The sequence below is a fragment of the Streptosporangium brasiliense genome, from assembly GCF_030811595.1.
GTDB lineage: Bacteria > Actinomycetota > Actinomycetes > Streptosporangiales > Streptosporangiaceae > Streptosporangium > Streptosporangium brasiliense.
The window spans coordinates 2,837,751-2,863,913 of sequence record NZ_JAUSRB010000002.1 but is presented as its reverse complement, the minus strand read 5'-3'; the positions used below and the strand labels follow the sequence as shown (position 1 = coordinate 2,863,913).

The following is a 26,163-nucleotide window of genomic DNA, read 5'->3' as shown; positions in this document are numbered from 1 at the left end:
TGAGTCTCGTTCCCCGGCGACGTGGAGTGACTCGGGCGGCTTGAGGGGCTGGTGAAGGGAACGGATGAACTTCTGTCTGAGTGACCTCGTGCCGCCGCTGCGCTGGAGCGACGCGGCCACGATCCCACTCCTGCGTGACCGGCCCGGTCTCCCGGACGCCTGGTGGCGCAGCCTGCCGATGGCCCGGGTGCTCGCCGTGCTGGAGCCGGAGGAACTGGCCGAGATCCTCGCCCGGATCGCCCTGGAGCACTGGCCGGCCGCCGCCGTGGGCGACGTGCTGCCCGCCCTGTACGTCCTGGACCCCGACGAGGCCGACGAGCCCTGTACGGCGATCGCCCTCGACCGGGCCGGCTCCTGGGCCGGCCTGCTCTCCCTCACCGGGCACGAGCTGCGCGACCAGCCCTTCATCCAGCCCTATCCCGTGCTGAACGTCCTGTTCGCCGCGGTCTTCCACCGCGTGGCCCACCCCGGCGGCGCCGCGGCCCCGGTGAACGGCGCCGCGGCGGCGGCAGCGGCCGGGCGCGGCGCCGAGCACCAGGAGGCCGCCGGCGCGGCCCCGGCCGGGGCCGCGGCCCTCACCTCCGGGCCGGAGCCCGCCGCCGAGCCGGAGCCCGCCGGGCCGGAGCCCGCGACCGCCCCGGAGCCGGCGGCGGCAGCGGTGGCCGGCCGGGAGCCCGCGGCCGGGACGGAGCCCACGGCCGACCAGGAGCCGGAGCGCGTGCCCGCGCCGGACGCCGGAGCCCTGCCGGACGCCGGGGACTCGCCGGACGCCGGAGCCCTGCCGGACGCCGGGGACTCGCCGGAGGCCGGAGCCGTGCCGGAGGCCGGGGACGCCCCCGCTCCGCACGCCGCCGTGCCGGCCGCCCGGGCCGCGCTGGAGTCCGAGGAGGTCCCCGCCCCGGGCCGGGAGCCGGACCAGGATCCGGACCCGGGTCGGGAGCCGGACGCGGACCAGGAGCCGGTCGCGGCGTCCGCCGGGGTCGGCCGGGAGGCCCGGCGGCCCGCGGAGAGCGTCCACGCGCTGGTGGACGGCGCCTTCGCCAACCTGGAGGACAAGAGCTGGGCCATCGCGCAGAACAGGCTGTTCAGCGACGAACCGGCGACGGTGGAGGCGCTGGCCAAGCTCTTCGCGGTGCAGCCCGAGGTGATCCGCGAGCTGGAGGACGACCTGCGCCTGCGGTTCGCGGCGTGGCTCGGTTCCGAGGAGGCCGCCCCCTACCGGGAGCACCTGGCCGAGGTGAAGCGGGTCCTCGGCAAGGCGGCGCCCAAGACGCGCCTGATCACGGCGGCCGACTGGCACGAGCACGAGCTCCACTCCCTCGACGTGCCCGCCTGGCAGTTCGTGCTGGCCAGCCTCCCCGAATACCACCTGGTCGACGAGTGGCTGGTGGAGGGCGACATCACCGAGCTGCGCCACCACACCCGCGACGTGATCAGCGGCGCCAAGCCCCCGCTGACCATGACCAAGGCCCTGGCCCTGGTCACCTCCCTCGGCATCCACCCCGAGGTCTCGAAGGAGTGGCTGGAGAACGTCCCCCAGCTCCGCATCCTGGGCGCCGGTCAGCGGGCGAACGGCTCGGCGGCCAAGGTCAAGAGCGCCGAGAAGGCCAAGGGTCCGGAGAAGGCCGGCAGCGCCGAGAGGACCATGAGCGTCGAGAAGGCCGAGCTGCCCGGCAGATCCTCCGGCCCGCCCGGCGGGGAGGCGGGCAAGGCGCCGTTCCGGCCCCTCAAGGACGTCTCGCTGACCCGGCGCTGCTTCCGGCAGCCGGACGGCCGCTGGTGGCTCAGGATCGACATCACCCCCGAGCACCTCCAGGGGGCCGAGTGCCCGCTGCCCAGCGGGTTCGCCGCCTACCTGGGCATGTCGCCCGGCGGCGGCCGTACGGTCACCAGCGCGGTGGGCGAGCTCACCCTGAGCTGGCGGGAGCGGCCCGTCGTGGAGTCGCTCAGGACGCTCCTGGCGGACGTGGGCGCCAAGCAGGGCAGCCACCTGTTCCTGACGCTGTCCGACGAGGGGGTCCTGCGCGCCCGGCACCTGCCGGCCGCCGGCAAGGGGGTCGAGCCGACCGCGCAGGCGCTGCGGCTGGTCGGCTACACCGCGCCGGGCGGCACCCCCGAGCAGGCCGGCCGGGTCATCGCCACCCGGATCGGCATGACGGGCCCGGTGGGGCTGCCCGACCTTCTCGTCCGGCTGCGGGAACGCGGGGACCGCGACCTGCTGTCCCTGCTGGCCTAGCCGATGCCCCGAATCGCGATCTCCCCGGAGTTCCCCGCGGAACTCGGCGCCCTGACCCAGCCGGTGCGCCGGGACGTCGTCGTCGCCGTGCGCCGGTTCATGCAGAACGTGGCGGGCGCGCCGCACCCGGAGCGGGTCAGGGGGGCCGGGGACCCCCGGCTCGTCACCCTCCGCCTGGCCGCCGGGCACCGCGGCGTCGCGGTCAAGCAGCGGGACGTCTACTGGCTGCTGACCGTGCTGCCGGACGCCGAGGCGTGGGCCTACGCGCGGCGCCACCGTTACGGCGTCAACAGCGCGCTGGGCGTGGTCGAGGTGTGGGACACCGCGGCGCTGGAGCGGGTCGGACCCGCGGTGCGCAGGGCGGCCGAGTCCTCCCCGGCGCGGCTGTTCGCCGACACCTGTGACACCGACCTGGCCGAGCTGGGCATCGACCGGCGGTTCCTGCCGCTCGTCCGGCAGATCACCGACGAGCTGATCCTGGAGGCGCTGGAGCCGCTGCTGCCCCCGACGCAGTACGGGCCGCTGGCCGCGCTGGCCAGGGGCGAGTCGATGGCCGGGGCCTGGCGGGAGCTGGAGGCCTGCCGCGCGGTCGCCGCCACCGGGGACCCGGTCGACCCCGACGACTTCGCCGCCGCGCTCGTGCGCAGCCCGGACCGCGCCGTCTTCGTCGGCAGCCCGCGCGAGCTGAACCACGTGCTCGACGCGCCGGACTGGTGCGTGTTCCTGCATCCGCCGCAGCACCGTCTGGCCCGCTGGGAGTCCTACGAGCAGCCGATGCTGGTCACCGGCGGCGCGGGCACCGGCAAGACCCTCGTCGCCCTGCACCGCTCGGCCTTCCTGGCCGAGCGCGGCGGCGGCCAGATCCTGCTCGTCACCTTCTCGCAGGGGCTGAGCGCCGATCTCGCCGCCCGGCTCGACCTGCTGATCGAGGACGAGACGGCGCGCAAGCGGGTCGAGGTCGGCAACGTGGACCGGCTGGCCCACCGCATCGTCTCCGAGTCCGAGGGCCGCTCGCCCGTGCTGGCCGGCGCCGCCGAGCTGACCGCGCTCTGGCAGGAGACCGACACCGGCCACAGCCCGGCGTTCCTGCTGCGCGAGTGGGAGCAGGTGGTGCTGGCGCAGAACCTCCGGACCCTGGAGGAGTATCTGACCGCCCCGCGCCCCGGCCGCAGCGTCGAGCTCACCGGTCCGGAGCGGACCGCCGTGTGGCGGGCCGTCGAGCACGTCACCGGGCAGCTGCGGGAGCGCGGCAAGCGCACCCTGCTCCAGCTCACGGCCGAGGCGTCGGCGCTCCTGGGCCAGACGACTGGGGACCTGCTGGAGGAGACGGCGCCCAGGCGGGAGCCGTACCGGCACATCGTGGTGGACGAGGCGCAGGACCTGCACCCCGCGCAGTGGCGGCTGCTGCGCGCGGCCGTGCCGCACGCCCGCGACGACCTGTTCGTCGTGGGCGACCCGCACCAGCGCATCTTCGACACGCGGGTGTCGCTGGGCTCCGTCGGGATCGACGCGGTCCAACGCCGGCTTCAGGTGTCATACCGGCTTCCGCAGGAGATCCTCTCCTGGGGGGTGCGACTGCGGGGTGGCGGACCCGCCGACGGGCTGGTGGAGGGGGTTCAGGAGCTGTACGGCTTCCAGGCCACCCGGCACGGGCACCGGCCGATGGTCCGAGCCTACGATTCACCGGAGGAAGAGCTGACCGGTCTGGCCACACAAGTGGGACAGTGGGTGGAGGAGGGTGTGCCGCCGCAGGAGATCGGGGTGGCCGCCAGGACCGCCGGCCTCGTGCGCGAGGCCCGGTCCGCCCTGCGTGATCTGGGGGTGAGAGTGACGACGTTGCACGGCATGAAGGGCCTGGAGTTCCGGCGGGTCGCCGTGATCGGCGTGGCCGACGGGACCGTGCCGCCTCCCGACTCGCTCACCCCCGCCGACGAGGACCCCTCGGCGCGGGCGCACGACCTCCAGCGCGAGCGCGGCCTGCTCTACGTGGCCTGCACCCGGGCCAGAGAACTGCTGTACGTCTCCTACTCCGGACGGGCCAGTCCGTTCCTTCCTACCTGATCACATACTCTGAACTGCGGATATATTCCCCTTTGCCGGTTGGACCCCAATGAACCTCAGCCTGAGCGACATCGCGCCACCCCTGCGCTGGACCTCTCCCGGCCAGGTAGCGCCGATCGCAACCGACCCCCGTCTCCCCGAGGCGTGGTGGCAGGCACTTCCGCTGGACCGGGCCTGCTCCACCATCGGGACCTCAGAGGTCGCCGGACGTCTGGCCGATCTCGCCCTGGCCTGCTGGGGACATCTGACACTCGGCGACGTCCTGCCCCTGCTCAGGTTCGCCGACCCGGCCGAGAGCGTCCGCACCCCCGAGGGGCTCGGCCGGGAGGTGGTGCACAAGCTGTTCACCGGCGTGCTCGAACGGCTGCTCGAACCCGTCACCGAGGAGAGCGTCGCCCAGGTCCGCCCCTCCCGGCCGGACCGGCCGCTGCCCGAGCTGATCGACGAGGTCTTCGCGGCCCTGGACGAGCGCCAGCGCGCCATCGCCAGGGACCGCCTCTACGCCTCGCAGCGGGCCACGCTCGACGACCTGGCCCAGCGGTTCTCGGTGACCAGGGAGCGCATCCGGCAGATCGAGCGCGACCTGCGCGACCACGTCGAGTCCTGGCTGGCCGGCGACGACGCCGCGCCGCTGGTCGCCCACGTGTCCTGGCTGCGGGGCCGGCTCGGCTCCGCGGTGCCCGCCGACGACCTGGCCGCAGCGGTGCCGTGGCACCGCACCGACATGGCCACGCTGGGCATCCCGGCCTGGCGGTTCGTGCGGACCCTGCTGACCGGCTACGACCAGGTGGACGGCTGGCTGGTGGCGGGCGGCGCCGACGAGCTGCGGGAGAAGACCCGGCAGCTGTTCACCGACGGGCCGCGCCCTCTCGACGAGGCCGTCACGCTGGTCAGCCAGCTCGGCATCCGCGAGGACGTGGCCGAGCGGTGGCTCATCGCCGTGCCCCAGCTCCGGGTCCTCGAAGGCCATGTGGTGCCGTGGCCGCGCAGCGTCAACGACAAGGCCGAGGCCGTGCTCGCGGTGGCGGGCGGCGCGCTGACGCCCGAGGAGATCCAGGAGCGCATCGGCGAGGACTACAGCCTCGTCGGCATCCGCAACCAGCTCACCGCCGACGACCGCTTCCTCCGGCTCGACCGCAACAAGTACGGGCTGTCGCGCTGGGGCGGCGAGCAGTACCTGGGCATCAGGGAGATGATCGTCCGGGAGATCGAACGGTCCAACGGCGAGGCGTCGGTCAACACGATCGTGACGAACCTGACCTCGCGCTACGACGTGAGCGAGAGCTCGGTCCGCGCCTACGCGGGCGGGCCCGGCTTCGAGCGCACCCAGCGCGGGTGGATCCGGGTGGCCGGGGCCGAGCAGGCCGACTACCAGCCGCGCCGCGACGTCTCGGCGACCCGCCGCTGCTTCCGCAGCCGCGACGGGCGCTGGTGGCACCGGGTGGACGTCAACGCCGAGCACCTGCGCGGCTCGGGCTCCCCGCTGCCGACCGGCTTCGCGGCCCACCTGGGCATGGCCCCCGGGGGCCAGCTCACCGCCTCCACCCCGTCGGGCGACGTGGTGATCAGCTGGCACAACCAGCCGACCATGGGCTCCATCCGCCCGATCCTGGTCGCCTCCAACGCCTCCGAGGGGGATCACGTCTTCCTGACGGTCTCCGACGGCGGCGAGCTCCTGACCCGCTACCTGCCCGCCGCGGCCCCGGGCCTGCCGGCCCTGAACCGGGCCCTCTACCTGATCGGCTACACCGCCCCGGTCGCCTCCGAGGCCGAGGGCATCCGCCTGATCGGCGCCCGGATCGGCCTGGCCGACGGCTGCACCCGCGAGGAGGTCATCGCCCGCCTGCGCGACCGCGGCGACCGGGAGATCCTCGCCTTCCTGGAGGGCCCCGCCTGAGAATCTTCCTCAAGGACCCCGGTGGAGAATAGGGTCGAAGGATGCTACGGCTGTATGACACGCGGCACCGCCAGGTCGAGCCGGTCCTCCCCGAGGGGGCCCGGTCGATGCGGATGTACACCTGCGGGCCGACCGTCTACCGCCACGCCCACCTGGGCAACTTCCGGTCGTACGTGCTGTCGGATCTGATCAGGCGGGTCAGCGAACGGCAGCGGGTGCGGGTGGTCGTCTGCCGCAACATCACCGACGTCGGGCACCTGGTGGACGACGCCGAGATCGATCCCGGCGGCGAGGACAAGATCCTGGCCCAGGCGCGGGCCGAGGGCCGGAGCGGGCTGGAGATCGCACGGTTCCACGAGGCGGCCTTCCTGTCCGACACGGCCGCGCTGAACATCCGGCCGCCCGAGCACTCCCCCAGGGCCACCGAGACGATCGACCTGATGATCGAGTTGATCGTCAAGCTGATCGAGAAGGGGCACGCCTACCCGACACCCGACGGGTCGGTCTTCTACGACGCGACCTCCTTCCCGTCCTACGGCGAGATCTCCGGCAACCGGCTCGACCGGCTCAGGCCCGGCCACCGGGTCGAGGGCGTCGACCCCCGCAAGCGCTTCCACGCCGACTGGGCCCTGTGGAAGCCCGCCGACCGCGAGATGACCTGGCAGGCCCCCTGGGGCCGCGGCTTCCCCGGCTGGCACATCGAGTGCTCGGCCATGTCGCTGCGCTTCCTCGGCGAGCGCGTCGACGTGCACACCGGCGGGATCGACCTGCGCTTCCCGCACCACGAGGACGAGCGCGCCCAGTCCGACGCCGCCGCCGGGCGCGAGGTGGTCGAGCACTGGGTCCACGGCGAGCACCTGCTGTTCGACGGGCGCAAGATGGCCAAGTCCACCGGCAACGTGGTCCTGCTCCAGGACGTGGTCGAGGCGGGCCTCGACCCGCTGGCCGTACGGCTGGCGCTGCTGGAGCACCGCTACCGCCAGCAGATGAACCTCACCTGGGACACGCTCCGGGCCGCCGACAGGACCCTGCGGCGCTGGCGCTCGCACGTCGCCGAGTGGTCGGAGTCGCCGAGCCGCCCGATGCCCGCCGGGCACGTCTCCCGGATCGAGGCCGCCTTCGACGACGACCTCGACACCCCGCTGGCCCTGCGCCTGCTGCGCGAGCTGGAGCGCGACGGCTCGATCGCCCCCGGCTCCCGGTTCGAGGCGTTCCTGCACCTGGACCAGATCCTCGGCCTGGACCTGTCGGCCGACATCGGCAGGTCCAGGAGCCTGCCGCCGGGCGCCGCCGAGCTGCTGGAGCGGCGCCTGCGGGCACGCGAGGCCGGGGACTGGGCCGTCTCCGACCGCCTCCGCGACGACCTGGCCGACCTCGGCGTGCGGGTCGCCGACACCCCGCAGGGCCAGACCTGGTCGTAGCCGGGTACGGCGGGCGGCGGGCACGCCGGGCGGCGGGCATGGCGGGCGGCGGGCATGGCGGGCGGCGGGCACCTGTCAGGCGGGACGGGGGGCGGCGGGCACGGCGGGCACCTTTCCGGCGGGACGGGGGCGGATCGCGGTTAATGTCGGTGGCGGCCGATAGCGTCCCGGTCATGAGTGAGACTGGCGTTGTCGTACGGCCTGCCACGGTTGCCGACCTGGAGGGAGTGGTGGCCTGCAGTTCCGCGCTCTTCGCCGAGGACGCCGGGGCCCGTGACTCCACCCTGAACGTCAACTGGCCCGCCGAGCGGGGCCCGGCCTGGTTCGCCGAGGCCCTGACCGACCCGGGGCGCCTGGTGATGGTCGCCGACGACGGCGGCCGGACCGTCGGCCACCTAACCGGCTCGGTCTCCGGGCCCACCCCGATGCGTCCGGTCACGGTGGCGACGCTGGGCAGCGTCTACGTGCGGCCCGCCTACCGCGGCCAGAAGATCGGGGCCGGCCTGGTGGAGCAGTTCAGGGCGTGGGCCCGCCACCGCGGGGCGCAGTACGCCGGGGTGACGTCCTACGCCGGCAACGAGGCGGCCGTGCGCTTCTACGAGCGCAACGGCTTCGCGGTGCGCTCGGTGGTCCTGGAGACGGCGCTGTGACCCGGGGCCGCCGCCGGTCCCGGCCGGCCGCGTGCCCGGCCGGGGATCCCGCCCTCCGGCGGGCCGGTCATCACGTGGTGGTCGTGGAGATCCCCGGCCGGTAAGTCGGAAGCGGTGTTTCCCCCTCCTCGGTGCTGCCAAACTTGATCGAGCACGCCGCATAGGAGGTCTTTGTGAGGTTCCGGCCGTATGCCTGGATGCCCCGGCCACTCAAGTGGTCCGCGCGGGCGCTGACCGTCCTCGTGGTGCTCGGTGTGGTCCTCGCCGGAGCGGGCGTGTGGACCGTGCGCGCGTCCTTCCCGCAGCTCGCGGGGGAGCTCAAGGTGGACGGCCTAGCCAAAAAAGTCACCGTATACCGGGATAAAACGGGTATTCCGCATATCTATGCCGACTCCCCCGACGACCTGTTCCTCGCCCAGGGCTACGTGCACGCGCAGGACCGGTTCTTCGAGATGGACTTCCGCCGGCACGTGACGGCCGGGCGGCTGTCGGAGATGTTCGGCTCGGCGACACTCGTCGAGGACAAGGTCATCCGGACCATGGGCTGGCGCAGGGTGGCCGAGGCCGAGCTGCCGATGCTGACCGAGCAGACCCGGCACTACCTCGACGCCTACGCCAAGGGCGTGAACTCCTGGATGGACCGGAACCCGGGCTTCGCCGGCAGGAGCCTGGAGTACGCGGTCCTCAAGCTCACCAACTTCGGCTACCAGCCCGAACCGTGGACCCCGGTGGACTCCCTCTCCTGGCTCAAGGCCATGGCCTGGGACCTGCGCTCCAACATGTCCGACGAGATCGGCCGGGCGCTGGCGGCCAGCAGGCTGCCCCGCGAGCGGGTGGAGCAGCTCTGGCCCGGCTACCCCTTCGACACCCACCAGCCGATCGTCACCCAGGGCTCGGTCACCGGCGACGGCTTCGACCAGGACACCGAGCCCGGCCAGGACACCGGAGCGGGCCGGGACACCACCACGCGGCCGGACACCGGCGCGCTGACCCGGGCGGCCGAGGCCATGCGCGCGGTGCCGAGCCTGATGGGCGACCCCAAGGGCGGCAACGGCATCGGCTCCAACTCCTGGGTGATCGGCGGCAGGCACACCACGTCGGGCAAGCCGCTGCTGTCCAACGACCCGCACCTGTCGGCCGGGATGCCCTCGGTCTGGTACCAGGTCGGGCTGCACTGCCGCACCAAGAGCGCCGCCTGCCCGTTCGACGTCACCGGATTCTCCTTCTCCGGCGTGCCCGGCGTGATCATCGGGCACAACGACAAGATCTCCTGGGGTTTCACCAACCTGGGCCCCGATGTCGCCGACCTCTATCTGGAGCGGGTCAAGGACGACTCCTACCTGTTCACCGGCTCCTGGAAGCCGCTCACCACCAGGGTCGAGACGATCAAGGTCGCCGGCGGCGACCCGGTCCGGCTCAAGGTCCGCGAGACCATGCACGGCCCGATCCTCTCCGACGTCATGGAGAGCGTGAAGGAGACCTTGCCCGGCGCGGCGACCGCCTTCCAGGAACAGGCCGACGCGGTCGCGCTGAAGTGGACGGCCCTGGAGCCCGGCCGGACCGCGGACGCGATCTTCTCGCTCAACTCGGCGCAGGACTGGCAGCAGTTCCGGGCGGCGGCGAGCCGGTTCGACGTGCCCGCGCAGAACCTGATCTACGCCGACACCCGGGGCAACATCGGCTACCAGGCGCCGGGCCGGATCCCGGTGCGGGCCCGGGGCGACGGCACCTGGCCGGTGCCGGGCTGGACCGGCGAATACTCCTGGCAGTCGACCATCCCCTTCGACGAGCTGCCCAGCGTCTACAACCCGCCCGAGGGCTACATCGTGACCGCCAACAACGCGGTCGTCGACCCCGAGCGCTACCCGCACCTGCTCACCAAGGACTGGGCGTACGGCTACCGCTCCCAGCGCATCCTGGACCGCCTTCAGAGCGAGCTCAGGAAGGGCAAGGTGGACGTGGCGACGATGGGCAAGGTGCAGCAGGACACCCACAACGGCTTCGCCCAGTTCCTGGTGCCCAAGCTGATGGACCTCAAGGTGGCCGGCGCCTCCGGGGACGCCCGTGAGCTGCTGCGCTCGTGGGACTACTCCCAGAGCGCGGGATCGAGCCCGGCGATGTACTTCAACGCCGTCTGGCGGCACCTGCTCATCGAGACCTTCAACGACGACCTGCCGGAGAGCGCCTGGCCGGGCGGCGGCGACCGCTGGTTCGAGGTGGTCCGCGTCATGCTCGACGATCCCGGCGACCCGTTCTGGGACGACGCCCGGACCGAGGCGGCCGAGACCCGCGACGACATGCTGCGGCGGGCCATGGCGATGGCCTACGACGAGCTGAGCGCCACCCTCGGCCCGGACCCCAAGTCCTGGCACTGGGGCGACCTGCACTCGCTGGAGCTGGTCAACCAGACCTTCGGCACCTCCGGGATCGCCCCGATCGAGTGGCTGTTCAACCGGGGCCCGTTCCCGGTGGGCGGCAACGACGACGCGGTCAACGCCGCCGGCTGGGACGTCCAGAAGGACTACACGGTGGGCTGGCTGCCGTCCATGCGGATGGTCGTCGACCTGGCGGACCTGGACAGGTCCCAGTGGGTCAACCTGACCGGCGCGTCGGGCCACGCCTTCCACGACAACTACTGGGACCAGGCCCCGCTGTGGGCCGACGGGAGGACCGTCCCCATGCTCTCGAGCGAGGGAGCGGTCAAGAACGCGGCCAGGAATGTCCTGACCCTCGTCCCCTGACGGCGAGGGGCTTCGGCGGCCCGACCCCGCGGATCACGTGGGCCCGCCGGCCGTCGGGCCCCGCGGGTCCGCGCGGGGCCCGCAGGGCATGGGGGCCGCAGGGCATGGGGACCGCTGGGCCCGCAGGTCCGCGCGGGCCCGGCCGGCGGGCCTCAGGAGGCTGCCTTCCGCACCCACCAGGGCGATCTGCGGGGATAGTTCCCGTCCTCCAGGTCCGCCAGCCGCTCGAAGACGTTCCACGAGGCCTGGTGCCCGCAGATCAGGATGGAGACGACCACCGCGACGACGTACAGCGGGAGCATCGGCAGACCGACGCAGGCCATGTATTGGGAGGCGTGCCGGTCCTCGTGCCTGAGCAGGTCACCGGCCAGGTAACCCTCCTCGTGCCGGGTCAGCACCACGTTGCCGAGGGTGAACGCCCCGGCGACCGGGAAGGGGATGCGGTAGCCGTGGGCGAGGAGCAGCCCGCCGGGTCCCGCCGTCACCCGGGCCCGGCCGAGGCGCGCCACCAGCAGCCCCAGCGGTGTGGACAGGTTCACGTAGTTGAGCGTCCGCCGTATCCGGTGCATCCGCCGCATACCGGGATTGTGCGCTATCGGGCCGGGCCGTGGTAGGGGTCGTCGCTCCGCGCCGGAGCCGGTCCGGACCCGGCCGGGGACGGCTGGGGACCGTACGGGCGCTGCGCGAGCAGCCACGCCCCGCCGCCCGAGGGGGAGAGCAGGACGCCCGCCAGGACCGCGATCAGGCCGCCGTAGAGGTAGACGTAGCCGGACGGGTCGTTGGCGATGACCACGTCGCCCTCCGGGCTGCCGCCCAGCCAGATCAGCGTGATCGCCATCCAGCCCGCCCCCGGGGCCAGGGCGGCCAGCTTGCCTCTCATCGCCCGCCCGGCGCCGTAACAGGCCGCGGCCAGCAGCACGGCCCAGCCGATCGCCGAGACCGGGACGGGCCGGGCGTACCACGAGTGCTGGAAACCCCCGACGACTCCCGCCACGAGGCCGGCCAGGACCAGCACGGCGTACGCCGCCGCGGTGACCGCCGCCGCCGGGGGCCGCCGTGCCTGTCGGTCCTGCTCCATCACAACCATCGAGGCTAGTGGATCCCGGCGAAGAGGTCGGCTTCGCGGTCGTACGGCTCGCCGAGCCCCCCGACTTCGAGCGGCGCCCCCGGGCCGGCGGGCCCGGGCACCCCGGAGCGCAGGATGAAGTGCTCCACCGCGAGCGCCTCCTGGCCGATGTTGTTGGACAGGGCGAACCAGGGCGCCGCCACGCTGATCTGGGTGGCGTGCGCCCGCATCGCGTCGAGCTTGCGGCCGACGTAGGGCCGGCCGTCGATCTCGGTGGTGATGTCCTCGTCCGCGCAGCCGAACGGCAGGTCGTCGACGGTGTCCTCGGCCAGGAACCCCACCCCGGCCTCGCGGATCGCCTCGGCCGCCCGGCGCATCGTGGACCTGGCCGTCGCGGTGAAGTAGAACTTGGCGATCCGCCACGGCCGGCCCTCCCCGAACGCCGGGTCGGCGGCCAGCTCGAAGGCCCGCCAGGAGACGCGGTGGGCCTGGATGTGGTCGGGGTGGCCGTAGAAGCCGTTCTGGTCATAGGTGACGAGGACCTGGGGCCGCACCTCGCGGATGACCTTGACCAGCTCCCCGGCCGCCTCGTCCAGGTCGGCCTGCCAGAAGGCGTTGTCGCGGTGGTTGGAGGCGACGCCCATCATGCCGGAGTCGCGCCAGCGGCCCGGACCGCCCAGGAAGCGGTGGTCGGTGACGCCGAGCGCCTCGCAGGCCGCGGCCAGCTCGCCGATGCGGTGCTTGCCCAGGGTGTCGTCCCGGTCGGCGGCCAGGTGGGCCAGCTCCGGCGGGATGACTTCGCCCTCCTCGCCGAGCGTGCAGGTCACCAGCGTGACCTGGGCACCCTCGGCGGCGTATCTGGCCATGGTCGCACCGCTGCCGATCGTCTCATCGTCTGGGTGGGCGTGCACGAGCAGCAGGCGCCGGTCATTCATGCCTTCGAGGGTATCCGGGCCCTTGTGTACAAGGTGATGTGGACCGCCCCGAACACCCGGGTCCGTCCCTTGGTGAACTCCCGCTCCAGCGCCTTCAGCGTCGGGTAGCCGGTCCATCTGGGGCCGTTGAGCCGCCGCGAGACCACCCACACCCGGCGGGAGTCCGGACCGGGCGGCCCCAGCCTCCGGTACGGCTCGCCGTACACGGCGACGAACAGCCGGAAGCGCTCGGGAACGTAGAGCAGCGCGTCGCCGGGCCGCTGCTCGGCGCTCAGCACGGCCGCCAGGGTGCGCAGGTCGTCAGGGCGGTTGGCGGGGGCGCGGACGGCGAGGTGAGCGCTCGTGGAGAGCACCGCCAGGGCGGTGAGGGCCGCCCAGCTCGCCGGGGCGCGGCCGAGCGCGGCCAGACCGGCTCCGGCCAGCAGGGCCAGACCCGGGACCGCGAAGAGGACGTAGCGCGGGCTGTAGACCGGGTGGACCTGCGAGATCAGCAGTGACAGCACCACCGGCAGGACCGCCCAGGGCAGCGCCACCCACACCAGCGACGGCCGTCCGGGAGCCGTCCCGGGCGGCGGCGTGCCCGCGGACACCTGCCCGGGGGCCGTCCCGGGCGGGCGCGCGCCTCCGGACCCCGGCCCGCGGACCGCCCCGGCCACCGGCCCCTCGCCGCCCGCGGCCGCCCCGCCCGTCCCGGCCCGGCCGGCGGGCCGTACCCCGCGCCAGATCCCGAACAGGACGAGGGCGATCAGCGCGGCCAGGAACAGGGCGGGCAGCAACGGCGCGGCCCACGCCGCGTCGCCGCCGGCGATGTCCACCCCGAGCTGCCCCAGGCCGTCGAGGCCCGGCACCTTCAGCCAGAACAGCTGCTCCTCCCGCTGCCCGGCCGCGATCAGCGCGAGCGGCGCGAGCAGCGCCCCGGCCCCGGCCAGCGACGCCAGCCACGGGACGATCTCCGCGCGCCTGCGGACCACGACGCAGGCGTGCGCGGGCAGCAGGAGCAGGGCGTAGAGGTGGAACCAGCCGAGCAGCGCGATCAGCAGGCCGTAGCCGGCGTACCGGGACCGGCGCTCACCGAGCAGGACCCAGGTGGCCGCGACCGCCACCGCGCTGACCAGGGCGTAGCTCCGCGCCTCCTGGCCGTAGCGGCTGACCATGGGCAGCAGCGCGTAGACCAGCCCGGCCAGCAGGCCCACCCGCGGGGTGGCCAGCTTCCGCCCGATGGCCGCGATCCCGAACGCCGCCCCGGCGACCCCGAGCGCGGAGGGCAGCCGGGCCGCGGTCTCCCCGCCGAAGGCGGCGAACGGCCTGAGCATCAGGTAGTACAGCGCGTGCACGGCGTCGATGTCGTCGAGCAGCCGCCACAGCTCGTCGAACGGCATGGTCGCGGCCAGCACGCTCACCGACTCGTCCCGCCAGAACGACGGGGTGCCGATCCCCCAGAGCACGGACACGAACGCCAGCACGGCAGGTGTCCCCGGAGAGCGGGCGATTCGCGCGGTGAGTGTCACCTGCCCAAGTTTCTCCTAAGACATCTGTTGCTCAAGCCGCCGCCGAGAACCTCGGGACGAGACATGGAACTGGCAAGATGACTGGTATGAGTGAGAGTTTCCCTCGTCTGCAGGCCAGGACCCGCCGGTTCACCCTCGGCGTGCCCCGTGGCTTCACCATCGCTCCGGGTGGCGACCGCGTCGTCTTCCTCCGGACGAAGAGCGGTTCCGACCCGGTCACCTGCCTGTGGGAGTTCGACGTCGCCGGCGGCAAGGAGCGGCTGATCGCCGACCCGCGCGCCCTGGCCGTGGACGAGGAGGACCTGCCGCCGGAGGAGCGGGCACGGCGCGAGCGCAGCCGGGAGCAGGCGGGCGGCATCGTCGGCTACAGCACCGACACCGCGGTGACCACGGCGGCCTTCGCCCTCTCCGGCGGACTCTACGTCGTCGACCTGAAGACCAAGCACATGCGGCGGCTGAAGACGTCCGGCCCGGTGATCGACCCGCGGGTCTCCCCCACCGGCGAGCACGTCGGCTACGTGACCGGCGGCGCCTTCCACGTCCAGGACCTCGAGGACGAGATCGACCACGTGCTGGCCCGCCCCGAGTCCCCCGAGGTGACCTACGGCCTGGCCGAGTTCATCGCCGCCGAGGAGCTGAACCGCATGCGGGGCTACTGGTGGTCCCCGTCCGGCGACGCGGTGCTGACCGAGCGGGCCGACGAGTCGCCGGTCGCGAGGTGGCACATCGCCGACCCGGCCAACCCCGCCCGCCCCGCCACCGAGCAGCGCTATCCCGCCGCCGGCACGGCCAACACCCGGGTCGAGCTGTACATCCTGTCCCTGGACGGCTCCCGCACTCCCGTCCCCTTCGAGGACGAATACCTGGTCACCGCCTCCTGGGACGCCCACGGCCTGACGATCGTCACCCTGTCGCGCGACCAGCGGACCATGCGCCTGCTCAAGGTCGACCCGGCCACGGGCCGCTCCACGACCGTCCGCGAGGACACCGACCCCGCCTGGCTGGACGTCGTCCCCGGCGTGCCCGGCCACCTGTCCGACGGCACGCTGGTCTGGGCCGCGAGCAGCGACGGGGGCCACCGTCTGATCATCGGCGACGAGCCCGTCACGCCCGCCACGCTCCAGCTCCGCGAGGTCGTCGACATCGACGGCGACGCCGTGCTCTTCCGGGCCAGCGGCGAGCCCACCGAGGTCGCCCTGTGGGCCTACAAGGACGGCCGGATCACGCTGGTCAGCCCGGCCGAGAGCGGTGTCTACAGCGGCCACACGGCCGGCGGCACCCTGGTGGTCACCGGCCAGACCCTCGGCGACGAGGGCTCGGCGACCCGCGTCTTCCACCACGGCAAGCCCCGGGGCCACATCGCCTCCTACGCCGAGCGGCACGGCCTGGACCTGCGGGTCTCCCTCATCCGCGCGGGCGGGCGCGACCTGTCCACCGCCGTGCTCTTCCCGGCGGGGCACGTGCCCGGCTCGGCGAGGCTGCCGGTCCTCATGGACCCCTACGGCGGGCCGCACGCCCAGCGGGTCCTGGCCGCCTCCGGCGCCTACCTGACCAGCCAGTGGTTCGCCGACCAGGGCTTCGCGGTGATCGTGGCCGACGGCCGCGGCACCCCGGGCCGCGGCCCCGAGTTCGAGCGGGCCGTCCTGCACGACCTGGCCACCCCGCCCCTGGAGGACCAGGTGGACGCGCTCCAGGGGGCCGCCGAGCGCTTCCCCGACGACCTGGACCTGTCCCGGGTCGGCATCCGTGGCTGGTCCTTCGGCGGCTTCCTCGCCGCCCTGGCCGTGCTCCGCCGCCCGGACGTCTTCCACGCGGCCGTCGCCGGGGCGCCGGTGACCGACTGGCGCCTCTACGACACCTGCTACACCGAGCGCTACCTCGGCCTGCCCGAGGAGGGGCACTACGAATCGTCGTCGCTGTTCGCCGACGCCGAGAAGCTGGACCGCCCCCTCCTGCTGATCCACGGCCTGGCCGACGACAACGTGGTCGCCGCCCACACCCTCCGCCTGTCCTCCGCGCTCCTGGCGGCCGGCCGCCCGCACAACGTCCTGCCGCTGTCCGGTGTCACCCACATGACCCCTCAGGAGGTCGTGGCCGAGAACCTGCTCCTGCTCCAGGTCGACTTCCTCAGGAAGGCCCTCGCCTGAACCCGGCGCCATCGGGCGCGATCAGCGTGATCTGAGGGGACGGACCGTGGAGGACACGGGCCGTCCCCTCAGTCCGTGAAGGGACGCGTCCCGGGACGGCGGGCGCGGAAAGCGCTTCCTCCACGATGGTCGGCCCGGTCCCGTTCATGGCCGCCACCGGCGCTTGGAGCCGCTTGGGAGGACCTGTCGGTGATCAGTGCCGGGAGGCCGGCGCGACCACAGGTCGGCCACAAGTCGTCTCCGTAACTTTGCTGAGGCCGGGTCCCCGGAGCCGTCGGCGTCGCGCCGTCGCGCCGGGACCGGCCCTCTCCACGGATCCGGAAGAACGGATCCGGCGACCGCCGGCAGGCGGCCGTCCCGGCCGGTCCGGGCCCCGCGGAGAGCAAGGACGGCGCAGGCAGTGAGGACGTGAGCAAGTCCATGAACGAGGGTGAACTCCCCGGCGGGGACCGTTTCCTGCTCGGAGACGTCGCCAGGGCGGCTCTGGCGCGGACGGCCGCCCAGGCCGCCGGGGCGCCGCACGCCGCGGTGGCGGACGGGGCCGGGAGCACGGCGTCCCGGGTGTCTCCGGGAGCGGAGGCCGTCGCCGGCTGGGAGATCCGTCCCGGCACGCCATGGACCTATGTCACCCCCGCGGGCTCGGCCTCCCGGGCGCAGGGCTGGAAGCTGCACGTCTCGGCGACACCCCTGTCGGCCCCCCTGGTGCTGACCCGGGTGGTCGAGGTGCTGGGCCGCCACCGGTGCGCGTTCAAGTTCGCCTCCGACCTTGAGGAGCTGGTCAGGCTCATCTCCCGGGAGACGGGCCGCGGGTCGGTCGGCAAGTTCGTCACGGTCTACCCGCCCGACGACCCGACCGCCGTGGTGATCGCCGAGGAGCTGCACGCCGCCACCTACGCCCTGCCCGGACCACCGGTCCTGTCCGACCGCCCCTACCGGCCGGGGAGCCTGGTGCACTACCGCTACGGGGTGTTCTCCGCCCCGAGCGAGCTGGGCAACGACGGCACCTACGCCTCGCGGCTGACGGCGCCCGACGGCACCCGGGAGCTGGACCAGCGCAACGCGTGGTACTCACCCCCGGCGTGGGCGACCTGCCCGTTCGAGTCGGGGCAGGCGTCGGCGGCGCCGGCCGGCCCGGTGCTGCTCGGCGACCGGTTCGTGGTGCGCCGGGCGATCCGGCACGGCGCCAAGGGCGGTGTGTTCCTGGCCGAGGACCGGACCGGGGGCGGCGAGGTGGTGGTCAAGCAGGCCCGCCCGCACCTCTGCGCCTCGACCGATGGGCGCGACGTGCGTGACCTGCTGCGCCACGAAGCGCACATGCTCGAACTGTTCGCACCGCTGGGCGTCACGGCACGGAAGGTGGCCTTCTTCGAACAGGACGGCAACCTCTTCCTGGCGCAGGAACTCCTGGCCGGGACCGTGCTGAGCGCCTGGGTCGGCGAGCAGCGCCACGTCACCTCCGACCGGGACCGGTACGACACCGTCCTGCGCCTGGCCCGGAGTCTGGTGGCGCTGGTCTCCACCGTGCACGGCCAGGGGTATGTGCTGCGTGACCTGACGCCGAACAACATCATGGTCACCCCCGAGCTGGAGTGCCGGCTGATCGACCTGGAGCTGGCCGCCGTCCCCGGCACCCCCGTCCAGCGGAACTTCACCCTCGGCTACGCGGCCCCCGAGCAGGTCTCCGCCCCCAGGCACTCCCCCGCGCCCGGAGCGGCCGTCGACCTGTTCGCGCTGGGCGCGACGCTGTACTTCCTGTCCACCGGATCCCAGCCGACGCTGCTGGAGGACAGACCGCTCGGAGCACGCTCGCGCGATCGGCGGCTGGAGACGCTGGTGAGCGTCGTCGGCGCCGGTGATCCCGTGGCGACGGCACTGGCGCCGCTGCTGCTCGGCCTGATGGCGGAGGCTCCCGAGCGGCGCTGGGAGCTGCGGCGGGTGGAGGAGTTCCTCGCGGCGGCGGCCGCCGCCCCGGCCGGGACGCCGGACGCCTACCGCCTGGGCGTCCCCGAGCAGGACCGGCTGCTGAACGACGGCATCGCCCACACGCTGCGGACGATGTCGCCGGAGGCCCTCGCCGACCCCGGGGCGAGGGGCAGCCTGTGGCCCACTTCCGGGTTCGGCTCGAACGCCGATCCGTGTGCCGTGCAGTACGGCTCGGCGGGAGTGCTCAGCCTGTTCGCCTCGGTGCTGGAGACCTCAGCGTTGGAGACCTCAGCGCCGGAGACCTCAGCGCTGGAGACCTCAGCGCTGGAGACCTCAGTGCCGGATACCTCGGAGTCGGGGTCCGGCCGGGCGGTCCCCCCGGCGTCGCGGGACGAGGTCCGCAGGGGCCTGCGTCAGGCGGCGGACTGGACGGCGCGCCGTCTGGCGAATGAGCACCGGCCCTCGCCGGGGCTGTACTTCGGCCGGGCCGGGATCGCGTGGAGCCTGTACGAGGCGGGCCGCGCGCTCGGCGACGAGGCGCTGCGCGGGGCGGGCGTCGAGACGGCCCTGGCCCTGCCGGTCAGCTGGCCGAACCCGGACGTGTGCCACGGCCTGGCCGGGACGGGACTGGCGCTGCTGCACCTGTTCCGGGCCACCGGTGACACCCGCTTCGCCGACCGGGCCGGGGAGTGCGCCGACACCCTGCTGAAAGCGGCGCGGCACACTCCCGGCACCGTGCTGTGGCCCGTCCCCGACGACTTCGACTCCGCGCTGGCGGGGGCGGTGCACTACGGCTTCGCGCACGGCGTCGCGGGGGTCGCGACGTTCCTGCTGGCCGCCGGGACCGCGCTGGGGCGCGAGGACTGCCTGGAAACGGCCGTGACGGCCGGGGAGACGCTGCTGGCCGCGGCCGAGTACCGGGACGGGGCGGCCTGGTGGCCGCAGTCCCCGGACGGCGGCGACCGGATCCCCCACTGGTGCAGCGGGTCGTCGGGGGTGGGCACGTTCCTGCTCCGCCTGCACGCGGCCACCGGTGACCCACGCCTGCGGGAGGCCGCCGAGAGCGCCGCCCGCGCGGTGCACGCACGGCGCCTGGTCTCCGGCACCGCGGCCTGCCACGGCCTGGCCGGTGACGGCCAGTTCCTCCTGGACCTGGCCGACCTGCTGGACGAGCCGGTCTACCGCGAGCGGGCCGAGGAACTGGCCGGGGTCCTGTGGAGCCGGGCCGTCGTCCGCGACGGGCTGCTGGTGGTGCCGGACGAGGAAGGGACCGCGGTGACCATCGGCTGGAACACCGGGCTGGCGGGCATCCTGGACTTCCTGCACCGGCTCCGGCACGGCGGGCCGCGTCCCTGGATGGCCGACGCCCCCGGCGGCGACCTCCGCAGCGGTCCGGTCCGATGAGCCAGACCGTCACCAGGGCGGGTGAGAACCGCCCGCCGGATGTCCCGCGGATCAACTTCCGCTTCTCCGGGCGCGGCCGGTACGCCGCCTGCCTCACCCAGCTCGGCCACGGCCGCCTCACCGCGGAGATGTGGGACCTCGCCGACGCCCGGCCGCGGCCGCGGCCGCTCCGCACCCGCGCCGGCGAGACCTCGCTGAGCCTGCCGGTGCCCACCGAGGGGGGCGACCTGCTGCTGTGCCGCCTCGGGCCTGGCGAGCATCGCCTGACGCTGGTCACCGCGGCGCCGTACGGGGCGGAGAGCGCCGCAGAGCACGAGGTGGGCGTCCTGCGCGGCAACGGGGTCAGGATCGTCGCGGGCACGGCCCGGGGGACCGCCGCCCTGGCGTTCGGCGCCGGCGCCGACGGGCGCACCACCGCGTGGCGCCTGTCCGGACGGGCGGAGCGGCCCGAACCGATCGCCGAACTGCCCTACCTCCTCAGCGGCGGGATCTGGCTCGACGGGGCCGGCCACCGCCTGGCCCTGACCACAGTGGGGCCGGGGCCGGCGACCGTGGTCCTGGACACCTCACGCGGCACCTTCACCTCCCCGGCCGGGCCCGCGGGCGACGAGCGTCTCCTGCTGGCGGCGCCCGGACCGGGCGTGCTGCTCACCGCCGCGCACCGCGACGGCGCCTACCGCCTCGGCGTCCGCCACCGCGACGGCGAGGGGCCCACCCGCTTCCCCGAGCGGCTCAACGCCGTGGAGGGCGTGGTGACGCCGCTGGCCCTGGAGCCGGCGGGACGGCGGCTGGCCCTCGCGGTGACCCGCCGCACCCGCTCCCACCTCCTCCTGCACGACCTGGTGGAGGACACCACCGTCGAGGTCGGCCTCCCGGCCGGGACGCTGTACCCGGCGGCCCACTGGGGCCCCACCGGCCTGCACGTGATCCACAGCGCGCCTGACCGCCCGCCGGGCTTCGTCAGGGTGGACGGGTGCGGCCGGCCGCGGTTCCTTCCCGTCGGGGAGGACCACGCGGCCCGGCTGGAACCGGCCCGTGTCCGGTCCTACGCCGGCGCGGCGGGCCCCGTCGAGGCGATCGTGTACGGCGACCCGGCCACCAGCCGCCTGGCCGTGCTCGCGCTGCACGGCGGCCCCGAGGACGCCTGGCACTTCGCCTTCGACCCGCTCTTCCAGCGCCTGGCCGCCGCGGGTGTCGCCGTGGTCGCGCCGAACCAGCGCGGCAGCACGGGGTACGGCGCCGCCCACCGTGAGGCCGTCCACGGCGCGTGGGGCGGACCCGACCTCGCCGACATCCTCCAACTGGGCCGCGCCCTGGCCGCCGCCCGCGGGCCGGACAGGCCGCGGGCGATGCTCTACGGCGCCAGCTACGGCGCCTACCTGGCGCTGCTGGCCGCCGCCGCCCAGGCCGACCTGTGGTCCCGTGCCGCGGTCGTCGCGCCCTTCCTGTCGGGGCGGGAGCTGGCGGAGGACGGGCCGGCGCCGGTCCGTGCCCTGCTGGAGCGGCTCGGCGGACAGGCTGAGATCGACGACGACCTCGGCCCCCGCGACCTGCTACGGCTGGTCGGCCGCATGCGGCTGCCACTGCTCATCGTGCACGGCGACGACGACCCGGTCATCCCGGTCGGCCATTCCCGCCGGCTGTACGCCCGGTTACGCGGAGCCCACGGCCAGGTGACCTACCTGGAGGTCCCCGGCGGCGGTCACGACCCGCAGCACGACACCCGGGACGGCGCCGTTCTCGGCCGCATCGTCGACTTCCTCGGCACCGGGCCGCCCCGCGGCCGCTGACCGGACATCCGCGTCCCGCACGGCCTGGCAGGCCGTGGACGCGCCACGAGCCCGGCCGGTGCACACCCGGCGTCCCGCCCCGCGTCAGCGCGGCGGGGACGTCCGGCGCCGGCCGTGAAAAAGGGCTGCCGTAAAGGACGGCGGCCCGGTCATCACCATCGAGAAAGGAAACGCCATGGAGCTCAACATCGCCGCTCTGGACATGCTTCCCGCCACCGAGGAGGCCGGCCTCCAGCAGTGCCGGATGACCTGCGGGGAGACCTGCTCCGACCCGTGGAGCCCCACCTGCGGCGTCACCGGCGGCGCCCCCACCTGGTAAAACGCTCGCACCGCGGATGCGGTGAGCACCAAATAGATCACTGAGTGAGGCCCGGGGCACGCGCCCCGGGCCTCACCACGGGGCGGCGGACTCACCGCCGCCCCGCCGCGGACACCCGCCCCCGGTCGCCCGGCCACCGCCGGGAGCCGCCCGGCGGCCGACGACCGCGGCGGCAACGGATACGTCCCGGAGGGAGACGATGTCAGATCAGGCACCGGGCGGCCCGCCACAGCAGGTGACGCGCGCAGACGCCGACCGCCTCCTGGCGTCCGCCGCACGCCGGGCGTGGGCGCCGCTGGCGGTGGCCGCGGTGGCCGACATCGTGGCCACCGCGGCCGCGCTGGCCCTGCCCGCCGTACTCGCCGCCGCCGTGGACGGGGTCCTGTCCGGTCAGGGCGGACAGACCGCCTGGCAGCTCGCGCTCGTCCTGGCGGCCGCGGTGTGCGCCGAGGTCGTGGGCGTGCCGGCCGGCGCGGCCTCCACCGCGTCCGCCACGTCGGCCCTGCGGCTGCGCCTCACCGCCCACCTCCTCACGCTCGGAGCCGCCGGGACCCGCCGCCATCCGGCCGGGGAGCTGGCGAACCGCCTGGTGAGCAACACCGCCAGCACCGGTTACCTCCCCCTGACGCTGCTGGGCACGGCGACCGGGCTCGTCACCTCGGCCGGCGGCGTGGTCGCGCTGCTGATGACCGACTGGCGGGCGGGCATCGCCTTCCTGGCCGCCGCGCCCATCGCGCTGATCATCGTACGGACCTTCGTCACCCGGGTCTCCGGGCTCTACGGCCGCTATCAGGAGGCGCAGGGCCGGCTGGCCACCCGCCTCACCGACGCCCTGGCCGGCATCCGGACGGTACGCGCCTCGGGCACCGCCGGCCGTGAGATCGCCCGGGTGCTCGCCCCCCTCGCGGACCTGTCCAGCGCCGGGCGGGCCCTGTGGCGCGCGCAGGCGCGCGGCGTGTGGCAGATCGCCCTGCTGCCGCTGGTGGAGCTGCTGGTCCTCGCCGTGGCCGGATTCGGCGTCACGGACGGCCGTCTGGAGCCGGGACAGCTCCTGGCCGTGGCCGGCTACACCGCCCTCGGTCTGACCTTCATCGAGCAGGTCGACGGGCTGATGGGGCTGGCCCACGCCCGCTCCGCGGCCCGGCGGGTGGGGGAGGTGCTGGCCCTGCCCTCCCCCGTCCCCGGCACCCGCCCGCTGTCCGCGGGCCCCGGCGCCCTGTCGTTGCGCGGCGTCACCGTGACCCGCGAGGGCACCCCGCTCCTGGACGGCGTCGACCTGGAGATCCCCGCCGGAGCGCTGACCGCCCTCGTCGGACGTTCCGGGGCGGGCAAAACCACGCTGGCCCTGCTGGCCGGGCGGCTGATGGACCCCGACCGGGGGCAGGTGCTGCTCGACGGGCAGCGCCTCACCGACATCCGGCCGGACGCCCTGCGCGGTGCGGTCGCCTACGCCTTCGAACGCCCCGTGCTCCTCGGCGGCGACCTCGCCTCGGCCATCGCCTACGGCAGGCCCGAGCTCGACCGCGACGCCGTCCGGCGGGCCGCGCGCGCCGCGCACGTGGACGAGGTCGTCTGCCGTCTCCCGGACGGTTACCGGACCCCCGCCGACACCGCCCCGCTGTCCGGCGGCGAGCTCCAGCGCCTGGGCCTGGCGCGCGCCCTGGTACGGCGGGCCCGCCTGACCATTCTCGACGACGCCACCTCCAGCCTCGACACGGTGACCGAGGCCCAGGTGACCCGCACCCTGCTGGAGGGCATGCGCGGGTCCACCCGGCTGGTCATCGCCCACCGCACCACCACCGCCGCCCGCGCCGACCTCGTCGTCTGGCTGGACGACGGCCGGATCCGCGCCCAGGGCACCCACCGGACGCTGTGGCGGGACCCGTCCTACCGCGCCCTGTTCGCCTCCGGCACCGGACCGGCCGACGCCGGACCGGCCGACGCCCACCCCACCGACGCCGGACCGGCCGACGGCGGACCGGCTGACACCCACCCCACCGGCACCGAGTCGACCGGCGGCGGACCGGACTGCGCCGGACCGGCCGGCGGCGGCTCGCCGGGGACGGAGGAAACGTGCCCGGCCCGTCTGTGACCCGCCCGCGGCCTGATCCCGGCGGCGTGGCCGCCCGCACCGCGACGGGGGCCCCGGCAGCGGACCGGTCCGTCGCCGCCGGGCTCAGGCTGCTGTCGGCGCTGCTGCGCCGCCGCAGGCGGCCCCTCGCCGCCGCCATGGCCTGGTCCTTCGTCGAGGCCGGTCCGGCGTGGCTGTCCGGGCTGTTCGTCGCCGCCGCCGTCGACCGTGGTTTCCTGGCCGGAGACCCGGGCGCCGGCCTGGCCTGGCTCGCCCTCCTCGGGGCCGCGATGCTGCTGCGAGCCGTGGCCACGCGGCTGATGTTCCCCCATCTGGCCGCGGTGGTGGAGCCGCTACGCGACGACCTCGTCACCGCCGTCGTCACCGCCACCGTCACCCGCGCCGCCCACGGCGGCGGACCGCCCGACACCGCCGCCGTCAGCCGCCTCACCGAGCAGGTGGAGACGGTGCGGAACCTCGTGTCAGCGCTGCTGCGGAGCAGCCGCTCGCTGGGCGTCTCCCTGCTCGCCGTGCTCGGAGGGCTGCTGCTGCTGTCCCCCGTGGCCGCGGCCGTCGTCGCCGTACCCGTGCTCGTGGCGCTGGCCGTGTTCGCCAGGACGCTGCGCGTGCTCGTGGTCCGCCAGCGCGAGCTCGTCCTCGCCGGCGAGGCGCTCACCGCCCAGGCCACCCCGATCCTGGCCGGACTGCGCGACATCGCCGCCTGCGGGGCGCAGTCCCAGGCGTACGCCACCGTGGAGACCGCCGTCACCGCCCACGCCACGGCCACCCGGGCGCTGGCCTGGGCCGGTCTGGGCCGGCGACTCGTCGTCACGCTCGGCGCGCACGTCCCGCTGCTCGGCCTGCTGGTCGCCGCCCGGCCGCTGACAGAGAACGGCGGGCTCAGCGCCGGAGAGGTCGTCGGAGCGATGACCTACCTGGCCACCGGCCTCGATCCGGCCCTGCGCTCGCTCACCGGCACCGTCGGCGGCTGGGGCGTGGCGCTCGCCGTCACGCTGCGCCGGATCGCCGAGACCGTCACCGTGCACGCCGTCCCCGCCCCGCCCGACGGCACCGCCTCCCCGCCCGGCACCGTCCCACCCGGTGACACCGCCCTGTCCGACGGCACCGCCTCCCCGGACAGCGCCTCCCCGGACAGCGCCGCCCCGCCCGACGGCACCGTCCCGCCCAGTGGCACCGCCCTGTCCGGTGACACCGCCCTGTCCGACGGCACCGCCTCCCCGGACGGGTACGGGCTGCGGGCGGAGCGGCTGAGCTTCGCCTACGCGCCGCAGGCCACCCCCGTCGTGCGCGACCTCGACCTCACGGTCGCCGAAGGCGAACACCTGGCCGTGGTCGGCCCCAGCGGCATCGGCAAGTCCACACTGTCCATGCTGTTCACCGGGCTGAGCCGGCCCACCGGAGGGGAGATACGGCTCGGCGGAGTCCCGCTCCGGACGATAGCCGGACACGAGCTGCGGGCCATGGTGGCGCTCGTGCCGCAGGAGGCGTACGTCTTCACCGGGACGGTCCGGGAGAACCTCGCCTACCTCTGCCCCGCCGGGACCGCGGACGCCAGGCTGCGCGGGGCGGCGGAGGCGGTGGGCGCCGGCGCGCTCGTCGAACGGCTCGGCGGCCTCGACGCCGTGATCGACGGACCGTCCACGCTGTCGGCCGGCGAGAGACAGCTCATCGCCCTGGCCCGCGCCTACGCCTCCCCGGCCCGCCTGGTCGTCCTGGACGAGGCCACCTGCCACCTCGACCCGGCCGCCGAGGCGGCGGCCGAGACGGCGTTCGCGGCCAGGCACGGCACCCTGATCGTGATCGCGCACCGGATCAGCTCCGCGCGCAGGGCGCAACGCGTCCTCCTGATGGACGGCGCCACCGTGCTCACCGGCTCCCATCATGACCTGGCGGCCCGATCCCCCCTGTACGCCGTCATGGTCGGCCTGTGGCAGCACGACCACGGCGCCCCGTCCATGAACGGTTGACGGCTC

General features: G+C 74.6%; 16 protein-coding genes. 12 read left to right on the top strand and 4 right to left on the bottom strand.

What is annotated here, in order from left to right:
- Positions 1 to 64: 64 nt before the first annotated feature.
- The 6 genes from J2S55_RS21915 (at position 65) to J2S55_RS21890 (ending at position 11,006) form a co-directional block, all read left to right on the top strand.
- Complete coding sequence (locus J2S55_RS21915) at positions 65 to 2,236, top strand: ICP22 family protein (protein WP_306864071.1); 2,172 nt, start codon at positions 65 to 67, stop codon at positions 2,234 to 2,236.
- Between the two features lie 3 nt (positions 2,237 to 2,239).
- Positions 2,240 to 4,297 carry a UvrD-helicase domain-containing protein gene (locus J2S55_RS21910; RefSeq protein ID WP_306864067.1) on the top strand — a complete coding sequence of 686 codons (2,058 nt, stop codon included), beginning with the start codon at positions 2,240 to 2,242 and terminating at the stop codon, positions 4,295 to 4,297.
- A gap of 49 nt (positions 4,298 to 4,346) precedes the next feature.
- Entirely contained in the window at positions 4,347 to 6,194 is a 1,848-nt protein-coding gene (locus tag J2S55_RS21905) for a sigma factor-like helix-turn-helix DNA-binding protein (protein ID WP_306864064.1), read from the top strand.
- 41 nt (positions 6,195 to 6,235) lie between these two features.
- On the top strand, positions 6,236 to 7,615 hold the full coding sequence (gene cysS, locus J2S55_RS21900; RefSeq protein WP_306864062.1) for a cysteine--tRNA ligase: 1,380 nt from the start codon (positions 6,236 to 6,238) through the stop codon (positions 7,613 to 7,615).
- Between the two features lie 173 nt (positions 7,616 to 7,788).
- The gene (locus J2S55_RS21895; protein WP_306864060.1) at positions 7,789 to 8,265 is read left to right on the top strand and encodes a GNAT family N-acetyltransferase; all 477 of its coding nucleotides are present in this window, start codon (positions 7,789 to 7,791) and stop codon (positions 8,263 to 8,265) included.
- Positions 8,266 to 8,462: 197 nt separating this feature from the next.
- Entirely contained in the window at positions 8,463 to 11,006 is a 2,544-nt protein-coding gene (locus tag J2S55_RS21890; protein ID WP_306875525.1) for a penicillin acylase family protein, read from the top strand.
- A 152-nt stretch (positions 11,007 to 11,158) separates the two neighbouring features.
- Here J2S55_RS21890 and J2S55_RS21885 read toward each other — a convergent pair whose 3' ends face one another.
- The 4 genes from J2S55_RS21885 to J2S55_RS21870 are packed head-to-tail and all read right to left on the bottom strand — an operon-like array spanning position 11,159 to position 14,515.
- Positions 11,159 to 11,584, bottom strand: a complete 426-nt coding sequence (locus J2S55_RS21885) for a hypothetical protein (RefSeq protein ID WP_306864058.1) — start codon at positions 11,582 to 11,584, stop codon at positions 11,159 to 11,161.
- 14 nt (positions 11,585 to 11,598) lie between these two features.
- Positions 11,599 to 12,084 carry a DUF6113 family protein gene (locus tag J2S55_RS21880; RefSeq protein WP_306864055.1) on the bottom strand — a complete coding sequence of 162 codons (486 nt, stop codon included), beginning with the start codon at positions 12,082 to 12,084 and terminating at the stop codon, positions 11,599 to 11,601.
- A gap of 14 nt (positions 12,085 to 12,098) precedes the next feature.
- Entirely contained in the window at positions 12,099 to 13,007 is a 909-nt protein-coding gene (gene mshB / locus J2S55_RS21875) for an N-acetyl-1-D-myo-inositol-2-amino-2-deoxy-alpha-D-glucopyranoside deacetylase (RefSeq protein ID WP_306864050.1), read from the bottom strand.
- Positions 13,004 to 14,515, bottom strand: a complete 1,512-nt coding sequence (locus tag J2S55_RS21870) for a glycosyltransferase family protein (protein WP_306864046.1) — start codon at positions 14,513 to 14,515, stop codon at positions 13,004 to 13,006. The genes mshB and J2S55_RS21870 overlap by 4 nt, the downstream gene beginning before the upstream one ends.
- An 86-nt stretch (positions 14,516 to 14,601) precedes the next feature.
- Between J2S55_RS21870 and J2S55_RS21865 the strand changes: the two genes are divergently transcribed.
- The 6 genes from J2S55_RS21865 (at position 14,602) to J2S55_RS21840 (ending at position 26,157) form a co-directional block, all read left to right on the top strand.
- Complete coding sequence (locus J2S55_RS21865; RefSeq protein WP_306864044.1) at positions 14,602 to 16,662, top strand: S9 family peptidase; 2,061 nt, start codon at positions 14,602 to 14,604, stop codon at positions 16,660 to 16,662.
- 408 nt (positions 16,663 to 17,070) lie between these two features.
- Positions 17,071 to 19,989 (top strand): class IV lanthionine synthetase LanL, encoded by a 2,919-nt coding sequence (gene lanL, locus J2S55_RS21860; RefSeq protein WP_306864041.1) that lies wholly within the window; start codon positions 17,071 to 17,073, stop codon positions 19,987 to 19,989.
- Positions 19,986 to 21,779, top strand: coding sequence for an alpha/beta hydrolase family protein (locus J2S55_RS21855; protein ID WP_306864038.1), 1,794 nt, complete (start codon positions 19,986 to 19,988; stop codon positions 21,777 to 21,779). Before lanL ends, J2S55_RS21855 begins: the two co-directional genes overlap by 4 nt.
- Positions 21,780 to 21,954: 175 nt before the next feature.
- Positions 21,955 to 22,098 carry an ALQxL family class IV lanthipeptide gene (locus J2S55_RS21850; RefSeq protein WP_306864033.1) on the top strand — a complete coding sequence of 48 codons (144 nt, stop codon included), beginning with the start codon at positions 21,955 to 21,957 and terminating at the stop codon, positions 22,096 to 22,098.
- Between the two features lie 235 nt (positions 22,099 to 22,333).
- Positions 22,334 to 24,190, top strand: coding sequence for an ABC transporter ATP-binding protein (locus J2S55_RS21845; protein WP_306864031.1), 1,857 nt, complete (start codon positions 22,334 to 22,336; stop codon positions 24,188 to 24,190).
- Positions 24,172 to 26,157, top strand: coding sequence for an ATP-binding cassette domain-containing protein (locus J2S55_RS21840; RefSeq protein WP_306864029.1), 1,986 nt, complete (start codon positions 24,172 to 24,174; stop codon positions 26,155 to 26,157). Before J2S55_RS21845 ends, J2S55_RS21840 begins: the two co-directional genes overlap by 19 nt.
- The last annotated feature ends 6 nt before the right edge of the window (positions 26,158 to 26,163 follow it).